The 280-nt window shown below is 66.1% G+C and carries 1 protein-coding gene; it reads right to left on the reverse strand.

Annotation, left to right across the window (positions count from 1 at the left end):
- Positions 1 to 280 (reverse strand): TolC family protein (locus RVY79_RS19225; protein ID WP_317466161.1); only part of this gene is annotated, 280 nt, incomplete at both ends.

Raw genomic sequence — 280 nt, forward strand, 5'->3', positions numbered from 1 at the left:
TGGGGCCCCAGCCTGACCTAGCCGGGCAGGCACAACAGCCTGGCGTGATACATCGGCCGATGCCGTGACTTGTGGGTAGAACACCCCGGCGCCGGCTCGCAACAGGTCTTGCGCTGCGCGCAGGTTGGCTTCAGCCTGCTGCAGTGTCGGATTGGCCGCGATGGCGGTCTCCATGACGTTGTCCAGCGCGGGGCTGCCAAACGCATGCCACCAGTCGGCAGACACCGGTGCCAGGGCAAACCGTTGTGCAACCCCATCCACCAGCCTGGTGGCGAATGGA

Source organism: Chromohalobacter sp. HP20-39 (genome assembly GCF_033052815.1).
GTDB lineage: Bacteria > Pseudomonadota > Gammaproteobacteria > Pseudomonadales > Halomonadaceae > Chromohalobacter.